The organism is Pseudomonas sp. s4 (assembly GCF_046764235.1).
Taxonomy (GTDB): domain Bacteria; phylum Pseudomonadota; class Gammaproteobacteria; order Pseudomonadales; family Pseudomonadaceae; genus Aquipseudomonas; species Aquipseudomonas asiatica.
Window position 1 is genome coordinate 1,119,555 of sequence record NZ_CP177209.1, and the last position, 16,010, is coordinate 1,135,564.

16 protein-coding genes are annotated in these 16,010 nt (G+C 63.5%); 9 read left to right on the plus strand and 7 right to left on the minus strand.

Annotation, left to right across the window (positions count from 1 at the left end):
• Window positions 1–224: 224 nt before the first annotated feature.
• On the minus strand, window positions 225–941 hold the full coding sequence (locus tag ACK56M_RS05280; protein WP_015269044.1) for an SIMPL domain-containing protein: 717 nt from the start codon (window positions 939–941) through the stop codon (window positions 225–227).
• Between the two features lie 202 nt (window positions 942–1,143).
• On the opposite strand from ACK56M_RS05280, the gene ACK56M_RS05285 reads away from it, so the two are divergent.
• The 4 genes from ACK56M_RS05285 (at window position 1,144) to ACK56M_RS05300 (ending at window position 5,531) form a co-directional block, all read left to right on the plus strand.
• Window positions 1,144–2,400: an ATP-binding protein gene (locus tag ACK56M_RS05285; protein WP_003257889.1), complete on the plus strand. Its 1,257-nt coding sequence runs from the start codon at window positions 1,144–1,146 to the stop codon at window positions 2,398–2,400.
• Window positions 2,400–2,960: a response regulator transcription factor gene (locus tag ACK56M_RS05290; RefSeq protein ID WP_015269045.1), complete on the plus strand. Its 561-nt coding sequence runs from the start codon at window positions 2,400–2,402 to the stop codon at window positions 2,958–2,960. Before ACK56M_RS05285 ends, ACK56M_RS05290 begins: the two co-directional genes overlap by 1 nt.
• 215 nt (window positions 2,961–3,175) lie before the next feature.
• Window positions 3,176–4,117, plus strand: a complete 942-nt coding sequence (locus ACK56M_RS05295; RefSeq protein ID WP_015269046.1) for an AEC family transporter — start codon at window positions 3,176–3,178, stop codon at window positions 4,115–4,117.
• A 55-nt stretch (window positions 4,118–4,172) separates the two neighbouring features.
• Window positions 4,173–5,531, plus strand: coding sequence for an amino acid permease (locus ACK56M_RS05300; protein WP_054573150.1), 1,359 nt, complete (start codon window positions 4,173–4,175; stop codon window positions 5,529–5,531).
• Window positions 5,532–5,657: 126 nt separating this feature from the next.
• Here the strand turns inward: ACK56M_RS05300 and ACK56M_RS05305 are convergent, their stop codons facing one another.
• The 6 genes from ACK56M_RS05305 to gatC form a co-directional block, all read right to left on the minus strand.
• Complete coding sequence (locus ACK56M_RS05305) at window positions 5,658–6,032, minus strand: carboxymuconolactone decarboxylase family protein (RefSeq protein ID WP_013971059.1); 375 nt, start codon at window positions 6,030–6,032, stop codon at window positions 5,658–5,660.
• Between the two features lie 10 nt (window positions 6,033–6,042).
• Window positions 6,043–7,086, minus strand: coding sequence for a calcium/sodium antiporter (locus ACK56M_RS05310; protein WP_085720765.1), 1,044 nt, complete (start codon window positions 7,084–7,086; stop codon window positions 6,043–6,045).
• 60 nt (window positions 7,087–7,146) lie between these two features.
• Complete coding sequence (locus ACK56M_RS05315; RefSeq protein ID WP_015269048.1) at window positions 7,147–7,521, minus strand: septal ring lytic transglycosylase RlpA family protein; 375 nt, start codon at window positions 7,519–7,521, stop codon at window positions 7,147–7,149.
• Between the two features lie 136 nt (window positions 7,522–7,657).
• Window positions 7,658–9,103, minus strand: a complete 1,446-nt coding sequence (gene gatB / locus ACK56M_RS05320; RefSeq protein ID WP_013971062.1) for an Asp-tRNA(Asn)/Glu-tRNA(Gln) amidotransferase subunit GatB — start codon at window positions 9,101–9,103, stop codon at window positions 7,658–7,660.
• An 11-nt stretch (window positions 9,104–9,114) separates the two neighbouring features.
• On the minus strand, window positions 9,115–10,566 hold the full coding sequence (gatA, locus tag ACK56M_RS05325) for an Asp-tRNA(Asn)/Glu-tRNA(Gln) amidotransferase subunit GatA (RefSeq protein WP_015269049.1): 1,452 nt from the start codon (window positions 10,564–10,566) through the stop codon (window positions 9,115–9,117).
• A 15-nt stretch (window positions 10,567–10,581) separates the two neighbouring features.
• Entirely contained in the window at window positions 10,582–10,869 is a 288-nt protein-coding gene (gatC, locus tag ACK56M_RS05330; RefSeq protein ID WP_003255165.1) for an Asp-tRNA(Asn)/Glu-tRNA(Gln) amidotransferase subunit GatC, read from the minus strand.
• 205 nt (window positions 10,870–11,074) lie between these two features.
• On the opposite strand from gatC, the gene mreB reads away from it, so the two are divergent.
• From mreB to rng, 5 genes are all read left to right on the plus strand, one after another.
• Entirely contained in the window at window positions 11,075–12,112 is a 1,038-nt protein-coding gene (mreB, locus tag ACK56M_RS05335; RefSeq protein ID WP_003255163.1) for a rod shape-determining protein MreB, read from the plus strand.
• Window positions 12,113–12,308: 196 nt separating this feature from the next.
• Window positions 12,309–13,343, plus strand: a complete 1,035-nt coding sequence (gene mreC / locus ACK56M_RS05340; protein WP_220467601.1) for a rod shape-determining protein MreC — start codon at window positions 12,309–12,311, stop codon at window positions 13,341–13,343.
• Window positions 13,343–13,831 (plus strand): rod shape-determining protein MreD, encoded by a 489-nt coding sequence (gene mreD, locus ACK56M_RS05345; protein WP_015269051.1) that lies wholly within the window; start codon window positions 13,343–13,345, stop codon window positions 13,829–13,831. The genes mreC and mreD overlap by 1 nt, the downstream gene beginning before the upstream one ends.
• A 33-nt stretch (window positions 13,832–13,864) precedes the next feature.
• Window positions 13,865–14,476 (plus strand): Maf family protein, encoded by a 612-nt coding sequence (locus ACK56M_RS05350; RefSeq protein ID WP_015269052.1) that lies wholly within the window; start codon window positions 13,865–13,867, stop codon window positions 14,474–14,476.
• A gap of 54 nt (window positions 14,477–14,530) precedes the next feature.
• Entirely contained in the window at window positions 14,531–15,988 is a 1,458-nt protein-coding gene (gene rng, locus ACK56M_RS05355; protein ID WP_013971067.1) for a ribonuclease G, read from the plus strand.
• Window positions 15,989–16,010 lie beyond the last annotated feature (22 nt).

Sequence of the window (16,010 nt, forward strand, 5' to 3'; positions counted from 1 at the left end):
CGTTTGCGTAGGCAAAATGATGGCTTTTTGCGGGATATTTCGAGGCGGGGTTGGCGTAGGAAGCACCTTATTGGTGCGTAGGAAATGTCTGAATCTGCGCTTTTTCGACTGACCTCATCGCCGGCAAGCCAGCTCCCACAGGTACAACACAAGGGCTGAAACCTGTGGTGTATCTGTGGGAGCTGGCTTGCCGGCGATAGGGGCGCAATGCGCCCCCGGCGAACTCAAGGCATCTGCACTTCGATCAGGCCATCGGCATTCATGCTCACTTCACTGGTCCCGGCCTCGATATCCGGCGCCGGTGCCGACTCATCAGCCCCCATTGCCTTCATCGCCATCGGCGCACTGCGCAGGTAAGGGCGCGGGTAACCGCTGCTGTTGAGGTTCAGGCTGACCACCTTGTAGCCCTTGCCACCCAGTGCCTCGGTAGCCAGTTGCGCGCGTGCCTTGAAGGCATCCACCGCATCCTTGAGCAGTGCATCCTCGCTGGCCTTGCGCGTGGCCGGGGCGATGGAGAAGTCCATGCCCCCCATCTTCAGCTCTTGCAGCAAGTCGGCGGTCAGCTGCGACAGGGCAGGGAAGTTGGCGCTTTCCAGGCGCAACTCGGCGCGCTCGCGCCAGCCGGTGATCTTCTGGCCCTTGCTGTCATATACCGGGTAGCTGTTGCGGCTACCCTGGCTGATCTTCACGTCCTTGACCTGGCGCGACTGCTGTACGGCCTTGTTCATGGTTTCGGTGATCTGCTTGGCGAGCTTGCCCGGGTCGGTGTTCTGCGCTTCGCTGTACAGGGTAACGACCATCAGGTCGCGCGCCACTTCCTTGCTGACCTCGGCACGCAGCGAGACCTGATTGTAGCGCGGCTCATCGGCAGCCAGCGCCGGCAGGCTGGCGAGCAGGCCGCAGGACAGGATCAGGGCGGTGCCGCGACGTGGGATTTGCATGTGATACTCCTTGGCAATATAAGGCGTGGGTTGTGGCCATCCATTCCACGCATGGCCCATCAGACCGGCAACAGTGTAGTGGGTTCAAAAGTGCCATCATGAACCTGTGACAAAGTGTGGCGCTTTGCCGCATCGCTGCAGCGAGGCGCCTGGCTTCGGTATACTCCAGCCGATTTTTCTGGAGCACTCATCAGGAGAGCTCATGCTCGCCGCCGTACAACCGCTGTCTGCTACTCGCCAGAACCTCTGGCGCCTGACCGTCATTCGGGTCCTGGTCCTGGCTGCCCAGGCCGGCTCCGTGGGCGTCGCCTACTGGACCGAACTGCTGCCTTTGCCCTGGCTGTCGCTGGCCGGCACCTTGGCCTTGTCTTCGCTGCTGTGCGCCTTCACGGCCCTGCGCCTGCGCCTGTCGTTGCCTGTTACCGAGCTGGAATATGCCCTGCAACTGGCCTGCGACCTGCTGATCCACAGTGCCTTGCTGTACTACTCCGGCGGTTCGACCAACCCGTTCGTTTCGTATTACCTGGTGCCGCTGGCGATTGCCGCAGTTACCTTGCCGTGGCTGTATTCGCTGATCCTGTCCGGCATTGCCCTGACCGCCTACAGCCTGCTGCTGGTGCAGTTCTACCCGCTCGAAGGCCTGCCGATGGCGCGGGACAAGATGCAGGTGTATGGCATGTGGCTGAGTATTGCCCTGGCCGCGGCGGTGATCACCTTCTTTGCCGCACGCATGGCCGAAGAGCTGCGCCGCCAGGAGCAACTGCGTTCCGAGCGGCGTGAAGAAAGCCTGCGCGACGAGCAGCTGCTGGCCGTGGCCACCCAGGCCGCCGGTGCCGCCCATGAGCTGGGCACACCGTTGGCGACCATGAGCGTGCTGCTGAACGAAATGCGCCAGGACCACGCCGACCCCTTGCTGCAGGAAGACCTGCAGATCCTTCAGGACCAGGTGAAGCTGTGCAAGGAAACCCTGCAACAGCTGGTACGCGCCGCCGAAGCCAACCGCCGCCTGGCCGTGGTGGAGCAGGATGTCACGGCCTGGCTGGACGAAGCGCTCAACCGTTGGCACCTGATGCGCCCGGAAGCCAGCTACCGCTTCCAGCGCTTGCGCGACGGCCAGGTGCCGCGCCTGACCCCGCCGCCGGACCTGACCCAGGCGCTGTTGAACCTGTTGAACAATGCCGCCGATGCCTGCCCCGACGACCTTGAAGTGCGCCTGGACTGGGACACCCATGACATCGTCATCAGCATCCGTGACCACGGCCCCGGCGTACCGCCGGCAATCGCCGAGGCCATCGGCAAACCCTTCATTACCACCAAGGGCAAAGGCTTCGGCCTGGGCCTGTTCTTGAGCAAGGCCAGCGTGACCCGTGCGGGCGGTTCGGTGAAACTCTATAGTCATGAACAGGGTGGCACCCTGACCGAACTGCGCCTGCCCTATGGCAAGCGAGGAGATGAATGATGAGCGAAGAAAACCAGGTCGAAGGCGAAGAGCTGCCGCACCTGTTGCTGGTGGATGACGATGCCACCTTCACCCGGGTCATGGCCCGGGCCATGAGCCGCCGCGGTTTCCGCGTCAGTACCGCCAGCTCTGCCGAAGAAGGGTTGATCCTTGCCCAGCAGGACCTGCCGGACTACGCCACGCTGGACCTGAAGATGGAAGGCGACTCCGGCCTGGTGCTGCTGCCCAAGCTGCTGGAGCTGGACCCGGAAATGCGCGTGGTGATCCTGACCGGTTACTCGAGCATTGCCACTGCGGTGGAAGCGGTCAAGCGCGGTGCCTGCAACTACCTGTGCAAGCCGGCCGATGCCGATGATGTGCTGGCTGCGTTGCTGTCAGAGCACACCGACCTGGACAGCCTGGTGCCGGAAAACCCGATGTCGGTCGACCGCCTGCAGTGGGAGCATATCCAGCGCGTACTGAACGAGCACGAGGGCAATATCTCGGCCACCGCGCGGGCGCTGGGCATGCACCGGCGGACCTTGCAGCGCAAACTGCAGAAGCGCCCGGTTAGGCGCTGATTCAGTACTGGCAGTACCGGCCTCTTCGCGGGTAAACCCGCTCCTACAGGTATTCACAAGCCTCCAGACCTGTGCAGTACCTGTAGGAGCGGGTTTACCCGCGAAAGGGCCGTAACTGCCAGAAACTTCTCTTTATCACCCCGCGATCCCCGCAAGTCCCGGCCGTTGGCGTATCATTAGCCCCCTAACGGCAACCCCTCCAGGATCGCTTGCGCATGCTCGCCCTTCTTATCCAGACGTTGAACATCACGGCCCCGGTCTTCGCCATGCTGTTCATGGGCGTGCTGCTCAAACGTATCCGCCTGATCGACGACAATTTCAACCGTGTAGCCTCGCAACTGGTGTTCAACGTGTGCATGCCGGCGTTGCTGTTCCTCGGCATCTATCACGCCGACCTGGCCACGGCGGTCAAACCCGGCGTCCTTCTCTATTTCATCGTCGCCACCCTGGCCGGCTTCGCCATTGCCTGGGGCATGGCCATCTGGCGCAGCCCGCTGGCCGACCGGGGCATCTATACCCAGGGCGCATTCCGTGGAAACAACGGCGTGATCGGCCTGGCCCTGGCCGCCAGTCTCTACGGCGACTACGGCATCTCCCTGGGGGCGGTACTCGCCGGCCTGGTCATCCTCATGTACAACTCGTTGTCGGCAGTGGTGCTGGCGGTTTACAGCCCGGACCTGAAATCCGACCCGTGGAGCATCTGCAAGAGCATCTTCAGCAACCCGCTGATCATCAGTGTGCTGGTGGCCACGCCCATGGCCTACGGCCAGGTGCCGCTGCCCAACTGGCTGCTGACCTCGGGCGATTACCTGGCGCAGATGACCCTGCCGCTGGCGCTGATCTGCATCGGTGGCACGCTGTCGATGGCGGCACTGCGCGACAGTGGCAGGCTGGCCATCGACGCCAGCCTGGTGAAGATGGTCTGGCTGCCGCTGCTGGGTACCCTTGGAGCCTGGCTATGCGGCTTCCGCGGCGCCGAGCTGGGCATCCTGTTCCTGTACATCGGCAGCCCGACTGCAGCTGCCAGCTACGTCATGGCGCGGGCGGCGAACGGCAACCATGAGCTGGCTGCATCGATCATCGTGATTACCACGCTAATGGCGGCGATCACCACCAACATTGGTATTTTCATCTTGCAGTGGGGCGGATGGATCTAGATCCTTGACTGCAAACAACACAAAAACACAGCCTCACTGAGCTAAAGGACACTTCATGCAAGACCAGAGCACGCCCGAGCGGTTACAGCGCGGGCTGAAGAATCGCCATATCCAGCTGATCGCGCTGGGCGGGGCCATCGGTACCGGGTTGTTCCTGGGCATTGCCCAGACCATCCAGCTGGCTGGCCCCTCCGTCCTGCTGGGCTACGCCATTGCCGGCCTGATGGCCTTCCTGATCATGCGCCAGCTCGGTGAAATGGTTGTTGAAGAGCCCGTGGCCGGCAGCTTCAGCCACTTCGCCCACCAGTACTGGAGCGAGTTTGCCGGGTTTGTTTCGGGTTGGAACTACTGGGTGGTGTACGTACTGGTCGGCATGGCCGAGCTTACAGCGGTGGGCATCTACGTGCAGTACTGGTGGCCCGGCTTTCCCACCTGGGCCACGGCGGCGATCTTTTTCGTGGTGATCAACCTGATCAACCTCACCCAGGTTAAGGTCTACGGCGAGATGGAGTTCTGGTTCGCCCTGGTCAAGGTGGTGGCCATCGTCAGCATGATCGGTTTCGGCGCCTGGCTGCTGACCAGCGGCCATGGCGGCCCGGACGCCAGCGTGGCCAACCTCTGGCAGTACGGCGGCTTCTTCCCCAACGGCGTCACCGGCCTGGTGATGGCACTGGCAGTGATCATGTTCTCGTTCGGTGGCCTGGAGCTGGTGGGCATCACCGCCGCTGAGGCTGACAACCCGCGTCAGAGCATCCCAAAGGCCACCAACCAGGTGGTGTACCGTATCCTCATTTTCTATATCGGTGCCTTGGCGGTGCTGCTGTCGCTGTACCCATGGCAGAAGGTGGTGCAGGGTGGCAGCCCGTTCGTGATGATCTTCCATGAACTGGACAGTGACCTGGTGGCGACCATCCTCAATATCGTGGTGCTGACGGCCGCACTGTCGGTGTACAACAGCTGTGTGTACGCCAACAGCCGCATGCTGTTCGGCCTGGCCAGCCAGGGCGACGCTCCGCTTCAGTTGCTGAAGGTAAGCCGTAGCGGCGTGCCGCTGACCGCGCTGGGTGTGTCGGCTTTTGCCACCGGGCTGTGCGTGCTGATCAACTACCTGATGCCGGGTGAAGCCTTTGGTCTGCTGATGGCCCTGGCGGTGTCGGCGCTGGTGATCAACTGGGCGAGCATCAGCATCACCCACCTGAAGTTCCGCAAGGCCAAGCTGGCGGCCGGGATTACCCCGTTCTACAAAAGCTGGGGGCACCCGGTAACCAACTACCTGTGCCTGGCGTTCATCGTGCTGATCCTGGTGGTGATGTACCTGACCCCGCCGATTCGCATCTCGGTGATGCTGATTCCGGGGTGGATCCTGGTGCTGTGGGTGGCCTTCAAGATGAAGAAGGCTCGCCAGGCCAGGTAGGTAACACAGTGCCGGCCTTTTCGCGGGTAAACCCGCCCCCACAGGGATCCCACAGGCTCTGAGACCTGTGCAGTACCTGTGGGAGCGGGTTTACCCGCGAAGAGGCCGGGCCTGAAAAAGGCTGGGTCAGCCTTGATAGCTGTCGATCACTTCCTGTGCCGCACGGAACGCATCAATCGCCGCCGGCACCCCCGCATACACCGCGCAATGCAGCAGCGCTTCGCGAATCTCCTCCACCGTACAGCCATTGTTCAACGCCCCGCGCACATGACCCTTGAGCTCCTGCGGGCACTTGAGTGCCGTGAGCGTGGCCAGGGTAATCAGGCTGCGGGTTTTCAACGGCAGCCCGTCGCGGGCCCACACGCTGCCCCAGGCATGTTCGTTGACGAAGTCCTGCAGCGGCTGGGTAAAGTCGGTGGCATTGCCCAGGGCGCGGTCGACGAATGCATCGCCCATCACCTGGCGCCGAATCTGTTCGCCGGTTTTCTTGCTATCAGCCATGTTGTTTTCCTTAGTGTTGGCGGCGCCAGGCTCGTGCGGTGGTGTACAGCAACACCATGGCGAGCACCGGCAGTACGTAGAACAGCATCAACCGCTCCAGGCGGCCGGCCAGTGGCATGCCCATGGTAAACGCCGCCACGTGCAGCCCATAGGCCAGGTACAGGCAGAGGAACACCAGGCCTTCGGCGCGAGTGATGCGGTAGCCGGAATAGAACACCGGCAGGCTCAGCGCAGCAACACCCAGCATTACCGGCAGATCGAAGGCCAAGGCGTTGGGCGAGATCGACAGCGGCTCGGGAGTGACCAGCGCGGTCAGGCCCAGCACGGCCAGCAGGTTGAACAGGTTGCTGCCGATCACTGTGCCCACGGCGATTTCCCGTTCACCGCGCAGGGCGGCGATCAGTGCAGCGGCCAGTTCCGGCAGGGAGGTGCAAATGGCAACGACGGTCAGGCCGATGATGCGCTCGGACAGGCCCAGGTCGGTGGCCACCTCCACGGCGGCTTCCAGCAACAAGTGACCCGCCAGGCTCAGCAGGCCCAGGCCGGCCAGCACCTGCAGCAGCGTGCCCGACCAGAAGCGCCCGGTACTGCTGATGACGGTTGCCGGTGCGGGGTAGGTGCGGGCGTAGTGGCGCGACTGGTGCCAGAGCATTGCCAGGTAGCCGACCAGGCCGATCAACAGCAACACCCCTTCGACCCGGCCCAAGTGGCCGTTGGCGGATAACGCGTAGACCAGGCCGCTGGCGACGATCATCAGTGGAATGTCCATGCGCACCAGTTGCCGCGACACGCGCAGCGGGATGATCAATGCGGCCAGGCCGAGAATGACCAATACGTTGAAGATGTTGCTGCCGATGACGCTGCCCACCGCCACATCCGGCGCGCCCTGGTAGGCGGCCTGCAGGCTCACGGTCATTTGTGGGGCAGTGCTGCCGAAGGCCACCAGGCTCAGGCCGATGATCAGCGGGCGTACGTGCAGGCGCTGGGCCAGGCGCAGGGCTGCGCGTACCAGCAGTTCGGCGCCGCCGATCAGCAACAGCAGGGCGATGCCCAGTTGCAGGAGGCTGGAGGTGGGAAGGGTAGCCAGGTCGAAAATGGTCGGACTCCTGTCGCGTCAGTCGCTAAGCCCTTGTACTCGCACGCGCGCGGTTCCGCTACGGATCATGCCGATTTTTTCTGCGGCGGCACGTGAAAGATCGATCAGGCGGCCGCGGGTGTGTGGGCCACGGTCGTTGATGCGCACCACGACGCTGCGCTGGTTGGCCAGGTTGGTCACCCGTACCCGGCTGCCGAAAGGCAGGCTGCGGTGGGCGGCGGTGAGGCCGTGCTGGTTGAACGGTTCGCCGCTGGCGGTGCGTTTGCCATGGTGGCGAGAGCCGTAATAGGAGGCGGTGCCGGTCTTGTCGTAACCGTTGGGGTCGATGTCCTGGCTGGCGCAGCCGGCCAGCAGGGAGAAGAGGGCGAGGGTGCTCAGGGATCGCTTTAGCAAGTCAGGAGGTCTCCAGTGCAGCCATTCGCGGGCTTGCCCGCTCCCACAGGTATATCACCGCCTGTGAAAGCGGCGCAGTATCTGTGGGGGCGGGCAAGCCCGCGAACGAGGGCAAAGCCCTCGCAGCATATTCAGATCACCCTTCGAGCTTGGCCTTGAGCAATTGGTTCACTTGCCCCGGGTTGGCCTTGCCCTTGGAGGCTTTCATCGCCTGGCCGACAAAGAAGCCGAACATCTTGCCACGCTTGGCCTCGTCGGCCGCGCGGTACTGTTCGACCTGCTCGGCGTTTGCCGCCAGCACCTCGTCGAGCATCTTGTCGATCGCACCGGTATCGGTGACCTGCTTCAGGCCCTTGCTTTCGATGATGCTGTCGGCATCGCCTTCACCGGCGGCCATGGCCTCGAACACAGTCTTGGCGATCTTGCCGCTGATGGTGTTGTCGCGAATACGCAGCAGCATGCCGCCCAGCTGTGCGGCGCTGACCGGCGCCTGGTCGATCTCGATGCCCAGCTTGTTCAGCAGGCTGCCCAGTTCGACCATGACCCAGTTGGCAGCCAGCTTGGCATCGCCACCGATTTTCACCACTTCCTCGAAGTAGTCCGCCTGCTCGCGGCTGGAAGCCAGCACGTTGGCGTCGTAGGCCGACAGGCCGTACTGGTTCTGGAAGCGCTCGACCTTCTGCGTCGGCAGTTCCGGCAAGCCGGCGCGGACGGTTTCGAGGAAGCTGTCCTCGATCACCACCGGCAGCAGGTCCGGGTCGGGGAAGTAACGGTAGTCGTTGGCTTCCTCCTTGCTGCGCATGGAGCGGGTCTCGTCCTTGTTCGGGTCGTACAGACGGGTTTCCTGTACCACCTTGCCGCCGTCCTCGATCAGGTCGATCTGGCGCTGGATCTCGCTGTTGATCGCGCGCTCGATGAAGCGGAACGAGTTGACGTTCTTGATCTCGCAGCGGGTGCCGAATTCGGCCTGGCCTTTCGGGCGGATCGACACGTTGCAGTCGCAACGCAGCGAGCCTTCGGCCATGTTGCCGTCGCAGATGCCCAGGTAACGCACCAGCGCGTGGATTGCCTTGACGTAGGCCACGGCTTCCTTGGCGCTGCGCATGTCGGGCTCGGAGACGATTTCCAGCAGCGGGGTGCCGGCACGGTTCAGGTCGATGCCGGTGGAGCCGCTGAAGTCTTCGTGCAGGCTCTTGCCGGCATCTTCTTCCAGGTGCGCGCGGGTTACCCCGATGCGCTTGATGGTGCCGTCTTCCAGGGCGATGTCGAGGTGGCCCTTGCCGACGATCGGCAAGTCCATCTGGCTGATCTGGTAGCCCTTTGGCAGGTCCGGGTAGAAGTAGTTCTTGCGCGCGAACACGTTGCGCTTGCCGATCTCGGCATCGATGGCCAGGCCGAACATGCACGCCATGCGCACGGCTTCCTGGTTCAGCACCGGCAGTACGCCAGGCATGCCCAGGTCAACCAGGCTGGCCTGGGTGTTCGGCTCGGAACCGAAGGTGGTGGCGCTGCCGGAGAAGATCTTCGACTGGGTGGCGAGCTGAGTGTGGATTTCCAGCCCGATCACAACTTCCCATTGCATGTGTGAATTCCTCAGAAGCCGTTGGGGGCGCGGGTGTGCCAGTCGGTCACTTGCTGGTAGCGGTGCGCGACGTTGAGCAGGCGGCCTTCCTGGAAGTATGGCGCCAGCAGCTGCACGCCAACCGGCAGGCCATCGACGAAGCCGGCCGGCATCGACAGGCCCGGCAGGCCCGCCAGGTTGGCGGTGATGGTGTAGACGTCTTCCAGATAGGCGGCGACCGGGTCGCTGCTCTTGGCGCCGAGCTTCCAGGCCGGGTTTGGCGTGGTCGGGCCGAGGATCAGGTCGACGTCGTTGAAGGCGGCCATGAAGTCGTTCTTGATCAGGCGGCGGATCTGCTGAGCCTTCACGTAGTAGGCATCGTAGTAGCCGGCCGACAGGGCGTAGGTGCCGACCATGATGCGGCGCTGCACTTCGACACCGAAGCCTTCGCCACGCGAACGCTTGTACAGGTCGGTCAGGTCTTTCGGGTTCTCGCAGCGGTAGCCGAAGCGCACGCCATCGAAACGCGACAGGTTGGACGAGGCTTCAGCGGGGGCGATCACGTAGTAGGCCGGGATGGCGTGCTGCATGTTCGGCAGGCTGATTTCCTTGACCACCGCGCCGAGCTTTTCCAGCTCTTTGACGCTGGCCTGGACCAGGTCGGCGATGCGTGGGTCGAGGCCGGCACCGAAGTACTCCTTCGGCAGGCCGATGCGCAGGCCTTGCAGCGAAGCATTCAGGTTGGCGCTGTAGTCCGGCACCGGTTCTTCGATGCTGGTGGAGTCCTTGGCGTCGAAACCGGCCATGCCTTGCAGCAGCAGGGCGCAGTCTTCGGCGGTACGGGCCAGCGGGCCACCTTGGTCGAGGCTGGAGGCGTAGGCGATCATGCCCCAGCGCGACACGCGGCCGTAGGTTGGCTTGAGGCCGGTGAGGTTGGTCAGTGCCGCCGGTTGGCGGATGGAGCCGCCGGTGTCGGTGCCGGTGGTGGCTGGCAGCAGGCGTGCAGCCACTGCCGCGGCCGAACCGCCCGACGAGCCGCCCGGGACGTGCTCGAGGTTCCATGGGTTCTTCACCGCGCCGTAGTGGCTGGATTCGTTGGCCGAACCCATGGCGAATTCGTCCATGTTGGTCTTGCCCAGGGTGACCATGCCGGCTTCGGCCAGCTTGGCAACCACGGTGGCGTCATACGGCGCCTTGAAGTTGTCGAGCATCTTCGAGCCGCAGCTGGTGCGTACGCCGTTGGTGCAGAACAGGTCCTTGTGGGCGATGGGGGCACCCAGCAGCGCGCCGGTTTCGCCAGCGGCGCGACGGGCGTCGGCGGCACGCGCCTGGCCCAGGGCCAGGTCTTCGGTGATGCTGATGAAGCTGTTGATCTGCGGGTCGAGCTGCTTGATGCGCGCCAGCAGGGCGCCGGTCAGCTCTTCGGAGGAAAACGACTTGTCGGCGAGTCCGCGGGCGATCTCGGCCAGGGTCAATTGATGCATGGCAGGCACTATCCCTTACTCGATGACTTTGGGAACCAGGTACAGACCGCTTTCGGTCGACGGCGCGATGGCCTGGTAGGCGTCGCGCTGGTTGCTTTCGGTGACCTGGTCGGGACGCAGGCGCTGGCTGGCCTCCAGGGGGTGGGCCAGTGGCTCGATGCCAGTAGTGTCGACCGCTTGCATCTGGTCGACCAGCCCGAGAATGCTGTTCAGTGCGTCAGTAATGCGTGGCAGTTCGCCATCATTCAGGCCCAGACGGGCCAGATGGGCGATCTTTTCCACGTCGCAGCGTTCAAGCGCCATGGGGATCTCCAGGGGAAACAAAGACCGGAATTCGGGTCCGCAGTGAGGAACATGTCAGCTTTCTGGCGGTCTAACGGCCGCGAAATTCTGCTGGCGTGCTCGGAAAAACAGCCAATTTAACATATTGGCTCCTTGCCCAAAATCCCTGCCATTGTTAGAGTTTGCCGCACTTTTTTACCCACGCTTTCCCCAGGGTCACTTTCCCATGTTCAAGAAACTGCGTGGCATGTTTTCCAGCGATCTGTCCATCGACCTGGGTACTGCCAACACCCTTATTTACGTGCGTGAGCGCGGTATCGTCCTGAATGAGCCCTCGGTTGTTGCCATCCGTACCCATGGCAACCAGAAAAGCGTCGTCGCCGTCGGTACCGAAGCCAAGCGCATGCTGGGCCGTACGCCTGGCAACATTGCTGCCATTCGTCCGATGAAGGACGGCGTCATCGCCGACTTCAGCGTCTGCGAAAAAATGTTGCAATATTTTATCAACAAGGTTCACGAGAACAGCTTCCTGCAGCCGAGCCCGCGCGTGCTGATCTGCGTGCCGTGCAAGTCGACCCAGGTAGAGCGCCGCGCCATCCGCGAATCGGCGCTGGGTGCCGGTGCCCGTGAAGTGTTCCTGATCGAAGAGCCGATGGCCGCCGCCATCGGTGCCGGCCTGCCAGTCGAAGAAGCCCGCGGTTCGATGGTCGTCGATATCGGTGGTGGTACCACTGAAATCGCGCTCATCTCCCTGAACGGCGTGGTTTATGCCGAATCCGTCCGCGTTGGCGGCGACCGCTTCGACGAAGCCATCGTCACCTACGTGCGCCGCAACTACGGCAGCCTGATCGGCGAGTCCACCGCCGAGCGCATCAAGCAGGAAATCGGCACTGCCTACCCGGGCGGCGAAGTACGTGAAGTCGACGTGCGCGGCCGCAACCTGGCCGAGGGCGTACCGCGTGCCTTCACCCTGAACTCCAACGAAGTGCTTGAAGCACTGCAGGAATCCCTGGCGACCATCGTCCAGGCGGTCAAGAGTGCCCTGGAGCAATCGCCGCCCGAGCTGGCCTCGGACATCGCCGAGCGTGGCCTGGTGCTGACCGGTGGTGGCGCGCTGCTGCGTGACCTCGACAAGCTGCTGGCCCAGGAAACCGGCCTGCCGGTGATCGTCGCCGAAGACCCGCTGACCTGTGTCGCCCGTGGCGGCGGTCGCGCCTTGGAGATGATGGACAAGCACGCGATGGACCTGCTCTCCAGCGAGTGATTCCGCTCGCTGTTCACGAGCGCCCGGTTTACAGGTAGTACGCACAGTGCTACCTGTATGTGCTGGGCTGGCGCCCGTTCGGGGCGCCGTATCCGTCAACCCGCAACCAGGCTGGTGCGTTGTCCCATGTCCAATGACCTCCTGAGTCGTCCACGAGGAACGGCCCATTAAACCGCTTTTCTCCAAGGGCCCTTCGCTGGGCGTTCGCCTGCTCGTCCTGGTGGTGATGTCGGTCGCGTTGATGGTTGTCGACGCGCGCTTCGACGTGCTCAAACCAGTGCGCAGCCAGATGGGCCTGGTACTCATGGAGTCGTACTGGATCACCGACCTGCCGCAGCGTGCGTGGCAAGGTGTGGCCGGCCAGTTCGGCAGCCGCACCGAACTGATCGCCGAAAACGAAAAGCTCAAGACCGAAGCCCTGCTGCTGCAGGGGCGCCTGCAGAAACTGGCGGCCCTGACCGAGCAGAACGTGCGCCTGCGCGAGTTGCTCAACTCTTCGGCGCTGGTAAACGAAAAGGTCGAAGTGGCGGAGCTGATCGGTGTCGATCCCAACCCGTTCACCCACCGCATCCTGATCAACAAGGGCGAACGTGATGGCGTGTTCCTTGGCCAGCCGGTGCTCGATGCCCGTGGCCTCATGGGCCAGGTGGTCGAGCTGATGCCGTACACCTCGCGCGTACTGTTGCTGACCGATACCACCCATAGCATCCCGGTGCAGGTCAACCGCAACGGCCTGCGCGCCATCGCCAGCGGCACCGGCAACCCGGAGCGCCTGGAACTGCGCCATGTGGCCGATACCGCCGACATCAAGGAAGGCGACCTGCTGGTCAGTTCCGGCATGGGGCAACGGTTCCCGGCCGGCTACCCGGTGGCCACGGTCAACGAAGTGATCCACGATTCCGGCCAGCCGTTCGCCATCGTTCGTGCCATCCCCACCGCCGCGCTCAACCGCAGCCGCTACATGCTGCTGGTGTTCAGCGACCGGCGCAGCCCGGAACAGCGCGCCACCGATGCCGCCATTGCCCAGGAAGAGGCTGACCGCAAGGGCACCTCGGCCCCAGGCCAGCCGGCCACGACGGGCGAGCAGGGTGCACCAGCTGGCAGCGCACCTGCCACGCCGGCCACACCAGCGGCCCCGACAGCCCCGGCTGCGCAGCCTGCAGCTCCGGTGGCCGCACCTGCCACGCCGGCTGCCGCGCCTGCCGCACCCGCTCACACCCGGAGGCAATGATGGCTGCATCACGCCGCAACAACGGCTGGGTCATCTGGCTGACTTTCGCCATCGGCCTGCTGCTCAGCGTCTCGCCCATGCCGCAGTTCATGGAAGTGTTCCGGCCCATGTGGCTGGCCTTGCTGGTGTCGTTCTGGACCCTCGCCGTACCGAACAAGGTCGGCATGACCACCGCGTTCGTGCTGGGCCTGGCCGAGGATGTGCTGTACGGCACCTTGCTGGGGCAGAACGCGCTGATCCTCACCCTCATCACCTTCCTGGTGCTGTCCTTGCAGCAGCGCCTGCGCATGTTCCCCATGTGGCAGCAGAGCCTGGTGATTCTGGTGATCTTCGGCATTGCCCAGCTGATCCAGCTGTGGCTCAGCGCGCTGACCGGCAACCGGCTGCCCACCCTGGCGCTGGTCTGGTCAGCGGTAATCAGTGCCTTGCTCTGGCCGTGGATCAGTTTCGCCCTGCGCGACCTGCGCCGACGCTTGCATATCAACTGACGGCGCCGCCGCGACTGACAGGGAGATGTCTGCATGAACCCGCTATACCTGGCCTCCGGCTCGCCCCGTCGTCGTGAACTGCTGGCCCAGATCGGGGTGCCGTTCAGCGTTGTCAGTGCCCCCATCGATGAAACCCCGCTGCCCAATGAAAGCGCCCCGGCCTACGTCGAGCGCCTGGCCCGGGCCAAGGCTGCCGCCGGCCTGGCCTGCCTCGAAGGCCCAGCTGTGGTGCTGGGTGCAGACACTGCCGTGGTGCTCGATGGTCGTATTCTCGGCAAACCGGAAAACCGCGAAGATGCCCTGGCCATGCTGGCCGACCTGTCGGGCCGCGAGCACCAGGTTTTGACCGCGGTCGCCCTGAGCGATGGCCAGCGCGTGCACAGCCTGTGCGTCACCAGCAAGGTGCGCTTCCGTGCAATCAGCGCCGAGGAAGCGCAACGCTACTGGGCCAGCGGCGAGCCCGCGGACAAGGCCGGCGGCTATGCCATCCAGGGCTTGGGCGCGGTGTTCGTCACCGGCCTTTCCGGTAGCTACTCGGCGGTGGTCGGCTTGCCCCTCAGCGAAACGGCCGAACTGCTTGGCCAATTCGGCATTGCCTGCTGGCAATCGCCCGCGCATACGCCAGAGGTAACAAACCAGCGGTAGCCAGCACTGCATACGCCATCCATCATTACCCAAGACCTTTGACGAGAGCCTGCCATGAGTGAAGAGATCCTGATCAACATCACCCCGATGGAGTCGCGCGTGGCGGTGGTGGAAAACGGGGTGCTGCAGGAAGTGCATGTCGAGCGCACCCAGCGCCGGGGCATCGTCGGCAATATCTACAAAGGCAAGGTGGTGCGTGTGCTGCCGGGCATGCAGGCGGCCTTCGTCGACATCGGCCTTGAGCGCGCGGCATTCATCCATGCCTCGGAAATATCCCAGCGCGAAGGCTCGGCGGTAGAGAACATCACCGCCCTGGTGCACGAGGGCCAGGCCCTGGTGGTACAGGTGACCAAGGACCCGATCGGCACCAAGGGCGCGCGCCTGACCACCCAGCTGTCGATCCCGTCACGCTACCTGGTGTACATGCCGCGCAGCAGCCATGTCGGCATTTCCCTGAAGATCGAAGACGAAGCCGAGCGCGAGCGCCTCAAGCAGGTAGTCAGCGACTGCATGGAAAGCGAGAACATCAAGGACGCCGGTGGCTTCATCCTGCGCACCGCCGCCGAAGGCGCACGCGCTGAAGAGATCCTGCAGGACATTCGCTACCTGCGCCGCCTGTGGGAGCAGATCGGCACCCAGATCAAGACCTGCGGTGCGCCCACGGTCATCTACGAGGACCTGGGCCTGGCCCTGCGTACCTTGCGTGACCTGGTCAACCCGAAGATCGAGAAGATCCGCATCGACTCGCGGGAAACCTTCCAGAAGACCACGCAGTTCGTTGGCGAACTGATGCCGGAAATCGCCGACCGCCTCGAACACTACCCGGGCGAACGGCCGATTTTCGACCTGTACGGCGTCGAGGACGAGATCCAGCGTGCACTGGAGCGCAAGGTGCCGCTGAAGTCCGGTGGCTACCTGGTGGTCGACCCGGCTGAAGCGATGACCACCATCGATGTGAACACCGGCGCCTTCGTCGGCCATCGCAACCTTGAAGAGACCATCTTCAAGACCAACCTCGAGGCCGCCACCGCCATCGCCCGGCAACTGCGCCTGCGCAATATCGGCGGCATCATCATCATCGACTTCATCGACATGGAAGACGAGGAGCACCAGCGCCAGGTGCTGCGAACGCTGGAAAAGCAGCTGGAGCGCGATCACGCCAAGACCAACATCATCGGCATCACCGAGCTGGGCCTGGTGCAGATGACCCGCAAGCGCACACGCGAAAGCCTGGAACAGGTGCTGTGCGAGCCCTGCCTGGCCTGTCAGGGTCGTGGCAAGCTGAAAACCCCCGAGACCATCTGTTACGAAATCTTCCGCGAGATCCTGCGCGAGGCCCGTGCATATCAGGCCGAAGGCTACCGCGTGCTTGCCAACCAGAAGGTGGTCGATCGGTTGCTGGATGAAGAATCCGGTAACGTCGCGGAGCTGGAAGCCTTTATCGGCCGAACCATTCGTTTCCAGGTGGAGTCGATGTATTCGCAGGAACAATACGATGTGGTGCTGCTCTGAGGCCTTCTGAAACGCGCCGCAG

What these genes read in the sequence shown, in the direction of transcription:
- ACK56M_RS05280 (WP_015269044.1), bottom strand. Translation starts at nt 941, where the DNA reads ATGCAAATCCCACGTCGCGGCACCGCCCTGATCCTGTCCTGCGGCCTG.
- ACK56M_RS05285 (WP_003257889.1), top strand. Translation starts at nt 1,144, where the DNA reads ATGCTCGCCGCCGTACAACCGCTGTCTGCTACTCGCCAGAACCTCTGG.
- ACK56M_RS05290 (WP_015269045.1), top strand. Translation starts at nt 2,400, where the DNA reads ATGAGCGAAGAAAACCAGGTCGAAGGCGAAGAGCTGCCGCACCTGTTG.
- ACK56M_RS05295 (WP_015269046.1), top strand. Translation starts at nt 3,176, where the DNA reads ATGCTCGCCCTTCTTATCCAGACGTTGAACATCACGGCCCCGGTCTTC.
- ACK56M_RS05300 (WP_054573150.1), top strand. Translation starts at nt 4,173, where the DNA reads ATGCAAGACCAGAGCACGCCCGAGCGGTTACAGCGCGGGCTGAAGAAT.
- ACK56M_RS05305 (WP_013971059.1), bottom strand. Translation starts at nt 6,032, where the DNA reads ATGGCTGATAGCAAGAAAACCGGCGAACAGATTCGGCGCCAGGTGATG.
- gatB (WP_013971062.1), bottom strand. Translation starts at nt 9,103, where the DNA reads ATGCAATGGGAAGTTGTGATCGGGCTGGAAATCCACACTCAGCTCGCC.
- gatA (WP_015269049.1), bottom strand. Translation starts at nt 10,566, where the DNA reads ATGCATCAATTGACCCTGGCCGAGATCGCCCGCGGACTCGCCGACAAG.
- gatC (WP_003255165.1), bottom strand. Translation starts at nt 10,869, where the DNA reads ATGGCGCTTGAACGCTGCGACGTGGAAAAGATCGCCCATCTGGCCCGT.
- mreB (WP_003255163.1), top strand. Translation starts at nt 11,075, where the DNA reads ATGTTCAAGAAACTGCGTGGCATGTTTTCCAGCGATCTGTCCATCGAC.
- mreD (WP_015269051.1), top strand. Translation starts at nt 13,343, where the DNA reads ATGGCTGCATCACGCCGCAACAACGGCTGGGTCATCTGGCTGACTTTC.
- ACK56M_RS05350 (WP_015269052.1), top strand. Translation starts at nt 13,865, where the DNA reads ATGAACCCGCTATACCTGGCCTCCGGCTCGCCCCGTCGTCGTGAACTG.
- rng (WP_013971067.1), top strand. Translation starts at nt 14,531, where the DNA reads ATGAGTGAAGAGATCCTGATCAACATCACCCCGATGGAGTCGCGCGTG.